Origin of the sequence: Providencia sp. PROV208 (genome assembly GCF_028479465.1) — a bacterium.
Classification (GTDB): Bacteria; Pseudomonadota; Gammaproteobacteria; order Enterobacterales; family Enterobacteriaceae; genus Providencia; species Providencia alcalifaciens.
The window spans coordinates 1-4392 of sequence record NZ_JAMPNS010000039.1 but is presented as its reverse complement, the minus strand read 5'-3'; the positions used below and the strand labels follow the sequence as shown (position 1 = coordinate 4392).

The following is a 4392-nucleotide window of genomic DNA, read 5'->3' as shown; positions in this document are numbered from 1 at the left end:
AAATTTTAAGGTTGTGTCAGTACTGACTGACCGCACCATATTGCTGATATGGCTCAGTTGGTAGAGCACACCCTTGGTAAGGGTGAGGTCCCCAGTTCGAATCTGGGTATCAGCACCATGAATACTAAAATAATTTAAAAGAATTTACCTAGCGGCAATAGCGCGGTGGTCCCACCTGACCCCATGCCGAACTCAGTAGTGAAACGCCGTAGCGCCGATGGTAGTGTGGGGTCTCCCCATGTGAGAGTAGGGAACTGCTAGGTTTTAAATATAAGAAGCCACCCAATGGGTGGCTTTTTGCTATCTATCGATTTGTATTTTTGAAAATTCTTCTCAGTTTCTTACTTCTCATATTATTTCCATCTACATGCTATTCACTGCTAGGTCAGGCTGATAGACTTATAAAATCTTAGATCTTATTTGAAAATGAAGGTAGCAATGAACCTGACCGCCGAACTCAAATCGCTTAATAGCTTCGGTATTGATGCCAAAGCTATTAAAGTGAACATTGTACAAAGCGCTGATGCTCTGTACCAACAGTGGACAACAGCAAAAAATGACAATCTTCCTGTACTGTTATTAGGCGGGGGAAGCAATGTGTTATTTATTGAAGATTTTGACGGTGTGGTCATTGTAAACAGAATTAAAGGTATCGAAATTACTGATTCTGCAGATGCTTGGCATGTACATGCATATGCAGGGGAAAATTGGCATCAGCTACTTGAAACATTGCTTCATAAGGGAATATATGGCGCAGAAAACTTAGCGCTGATCCCTGGATGTGTAGGCTCTGCACCGATACAAAATATTGGAGCTTATGGGGTAGAGCTAAAAGATGTTTGTGAGTATGTGGATATCCTCTGCTTGGATACAGGTAGGATCACTCGTATCCCTGCGGAAGAATGCAATTTTGGGTATCGAGACAGTATCTTTAAACATGAATATCAGCATTCTCATGCGATTATCAGCGTTGGATTGATTTTTTCTAAGGAGTGGTCACCAAAGCTAGCGTATGGAGATTTAGCTAAGCTCGATCCTAACACTGTAACGCCTTCAGATGTGTTTGAGACGGTATGTGAGACTCGCAGAAGTAAATTACCTGATCCCGCTGTAACAGGTAATGCTGGTAGCTTCTTTAAAAACCCAGTCGTATCTGCTGAACTCGCAGAGACAATCAAAGCTAGTTACCCTAATTGCCCTCAATATGTTCAGGCTGATGGAAATGTAAAATTAGCCGCAGGTTGGTTGATTGACCAGTGTGGCTTAAAAGGCTACCAATTAGGCGGTGCAGCAGTTCATACTCAACAAGCATTAGTGTTGATAAATAAACATAATGCGACGGGAAAGGATATTGTAGAGCTTGCTAAATATGTAAGTAATACAGTTGCACAACGTTTCGATATTTTCTTAGAACCAGAAGTTCGATTCATTGGGCGTCAAGGCGAATTGAATGCAGTGGACTGTATACGATGAAAGAAATGAGTATTCCATTACAAATTATTGATATTTTAGCGGATGGGCAGATTCATTCAGGCGAACAGCTGGGTGAACGCTTAGGAATGACGAGAGCGGCAATTAATAAACATATTAAAACATTGCGCTCATGGGGTCTTGATATCCAAACTATCACGAGTAAAGGCTATCAGCTTCCTATGCAGATCAATTTGTTAAATAAACAGTGTATTGAGAAGTATGTTACTGGCACCCAGATTATTGTCGAACCCGTTATTGATTCTACTAACCAATATATGCTGGATAGGATCCCTAATTTGCAATCAGGAGATACTTGTTTAGCAGAGTATCAAAGTGCAGGGCGAGGTCGCCGCGGTCGTCAGTGGATTTCACCATTTGGATGTAACTTATATCTTTCAACTTATTGGAAATTAGAGCAAGGTCCCGCTGCGGCAATTGGATTGAGTTTAGTGGTTGGAATTGTGATTGCTGAAACTTTAAATAAGTTATGCGGAAATAAGGTCAAAGTTAAATGGCCTAATGACCTCTATATGAATGATAAAAAGCTAGCAGGAATCCTGGTTGAGCTAACAGGCAAAACAGGGGATGCAGCACATATTATTATTGGTATTGGTATCAATATTGGTATGAATAAAAGTATTATTAAAAAAGATGAAACAATTAATCAAGCTTGGTCTGCTTTAACTGATGAAGTTGAAAATATTGAAAGAAACGAATTAGCTGGCAATATTATCAACGCATTAAAAAAATCATTATTAATATTTGAAAAGCAGGGATTAAAGCCATTTTTGTCTCGTTGGTTTGAATTAGACAACTTTTTAGAAAGAAATGTTAAGCTATTGATTGGAAATGATATTATTGTTGGTGTCGAAAAGGGAATTAATGAGCAAGGGGCGTTATTATTGCAAAAAGAAAATGGAGAAATTATTCCCTATATTGGCGGTGAAATATCATTAAGATCAAATGAAAATTAGTTAAATAGGCCGGTATTAACCGTAACCGGCCTTATCAATTATTTCCGTAGTCTTACATTTTGAATAGAGTGATTCTCACCTTTCGTCATGATTAAACTTGCGCGTTCTTTTGTTGGCAAGATATTCTCTTCAAGGTTTAAACCATTAATTTCATCCCAAATTGAACTGGCTACATTCACCGCTTCTTCTTCACTGAGTTTAGAGTAATTGTGAAAGTATGAATCAGGATCGGAAAACGCACCTTGTCTAAATTTCAAAAATCGCCCGATATACCATTGTTTTAGTAGTTGAGGGTTCGCATCGACATAGATAGAAAAATCAACAAAATCTGACACGAAAACATGATGGGGATCTTGAGGGTAGTCCATATCGCTCTGTAGAACGTTTAGCCCTTCTAAAATTAAAATATCGGGTTGATCAATAATTTGTTGCTGGTCAGGAACAATATCATAGGTCAAATGTGAATAAACGGGAGCGGCAACATGACGAGCTCCTGATTTTATCTGAGAAACGAAGTTGACCAATTTGCGCATATCGTAAGACTCGGGAAAGCCTTTCTTTTTCATTATATCTTTGTCACGTAAAACTTGGTTTGGATATAAAAATCCATCCGTCGTGATCAGATCGACTTTCCTGTGTTCAGGCCAACGCGTTAATAATGCTTGTAGTAAACGGGCCGTCGTACTTTTTCCTACAGCGACGCTGCCAGCTATGCCAATAATGTAAGGAACCTTCGCGCCATTAGTTCCTAAAAATTGTTCTAACACAGCCTGACGGCGTAAATTGGAGCTGATATAAAAATTCAGCAAACGGGATAAAGGAAGATAAATTTCGATGACATCATCCATGGATAGTTCTTCATTGATACCTTTAAGCTCAAGAAGCTCACTAGATGATAGCGTTAGAGGAACGGAATCACGCAAAGTGGCCCAATGTTCTCTATCAAACTCTAAATATGGTGTTGTCATAAAATTTTCTTTCTGTTTCATAAACCAACATCTGCCTATTTTGTGCAGGTTGGACAGGTTGCCTAAACACCCATATCCATAAAATTTGGTAGCATCATAGCGAGTGAAGAGGGGGAGGCGTAGGATTTTTTGTGTTTTATGTGAATTTTTTTTGACGTATGCAAAAAAAAAGCACATTTTTGTTGAAAAACTAAACGATCAAAAAAGAAGAAAAACTGTGATAGTGGATAAAAAACTCGCAATCAACGAAATGAAACTCAACAGTGAAGCTTTACTCCCCAGATTATAATGGATTATAGTTAATGGCTGTTGTTGATGTTTTAATCTTAAAACAGATAAAAAATCAACAAAATCGCAAAAAGTGAATAAAATATGAGCGAATGAACAAAAAATTAAATTTTTTTGTTGCAACATGCGCTCAGTCTTCCTAGAATGCGCAGCACTTGATGCCGGCATAGCTCAGTTGGTAGAGCAACTGACTTGTAATCAGTAGGTCCCGAGTTCGACTCTTGGTGCCGGCACCATTAAAAATTTGGATAGGTGGGATACCCAAGCGGCCAAAGGGAGCAGACTGTAAATCTGCCGTCACAGACTTCGAAGGTTCGAATCCTTCTCCCACCACCATCTCCAAAAAGCTTCTGTGAGCTTTACGGAAAAACAGTTTAACAGCTGATAACTCAGGTAGCCGAGTTCATTGCGGGCATCGTATAATGGCTATTACCTCAGCCTTCCAAGCTGATGATGCGGGTTCGATTCCCGCTGCCCGCTCCAAGATGTGCTGATATAGCTCAGTTGGTAGAGCACACCCTTGGTAAGGGTGAGGTCGGCAGTTCGAATCTGCCTATCAGCACCACTTCCCCGATGTTCTCAATTATCTCCTGATTTGTCTCCTGTAAAGAAAGAATACAAGCGAATTTAATCCTTGCTTGGTTGATGTGGTTTAACCACCGATTCCGTGTCTTAGAGGGACAATCTAA

Annotated in this window: 3 protein-coding genes, 5 tRNA genes and 1 rRNA gene; 8 read left to right on the top strand and 1 reads right to left on the bottom strand. The window is 39.6% G+C overall.

Going from position 1 to position 4392, the window contains the following annotated elements:
* Positions 1–42: 42 nt before the first annotated feature.
* From PR766_RS18385 to birA, 4 genes are all read left to right on the top strand, one after another.
* A tRNA-Thr gene (locus tag PR766_RS18385) sits at positions 43–118 on the top strand.
* A 29-nt stretch (positions 119–147) separates the two neighbouring features.
* Positions 148–263 (top strand): 5S ribosomal RNA (gene rrf / locus PR766_RS18380).
* A 175-nt stretch (positions 264–438) separates the two neighbouring features.
* The gene (murB, locus tag PR766_RS18375; protein WP_154635810.1) at positions 439–1473 is read left to right on the top strand and encodes a UDP-N-acetylmuramate dehydrogenase; all 1035 of its coding nucleotides are present in this window, start codon (positions 439–441) and stop codon (positions 1471–1473) included.
* On the top strand, positions 1470–2447 hold the full coding sequence (gene birA / locus PR766_RS18370) for a bifunctional biotin--[acetyl-CoA-carboxylase] ligase/biotin operon repressor BirA (protein WP_006660435.1): 978 nt from the start codon (positions 1470–1472) through the stop codon (positions 2445–2447). The genes murB and birA overlap by 4 nt, the downstream gene beginning before the upstream one ends.
* 38 nt (positions 2448–2485) lie before the next feature.
* Here the strand turns inward: birA and coaA are convergent, their stop codons facing one another.
* Positions 2486–3436: a type I pantothenate kinase gene (coaA, locus tag PR766_RS18365; protein WP_006663523.1), complete on the bottom strand. Its 951-nt coding sequence runs from the start codon at positions 3434–3436 to the stop codon at positions 2486–2488.
* A 427-nt stretch (positions 3437–3863) separates the two neighbouring features.
* On the opposite strand from coaA, the gene PR766_RS18360 reads away from it, so the two are divergent.
* The 4 genes from PR766_RS18360 to PR766_RS18345 all read left to right on the top strand — a co-directional run bounded on the left by PR766_RS18360 (position 3864) and on the right by PR766_RS18345 (position 4268).
* Positions 3864–3939: transfer RNA gene (locus PR766_RS18360), tRNA-Thr, on the top strand.
* A 15-nt stretch (positions 3940–3954) separates the two neighbouring features.
* Positions 3955–4039 (top strand) — tRNA-Tyr (locus tag PR766_RS18355).
* Positions 4040–4111: 72 nt separating this feature from the next.
* Positions 4112–4186: transfer RNA gene (locus tag PR766_RS18350), tRNA-Gly, on the top strand.
* Between the two features lie 6 nt (positions 4187–4192).
* Positions 4193–4268, top strand: a tRNA-Thr gene (locus PR766_RS18345).
* Positions 4269–4392 lie beyond the last annotated feature (124 nt).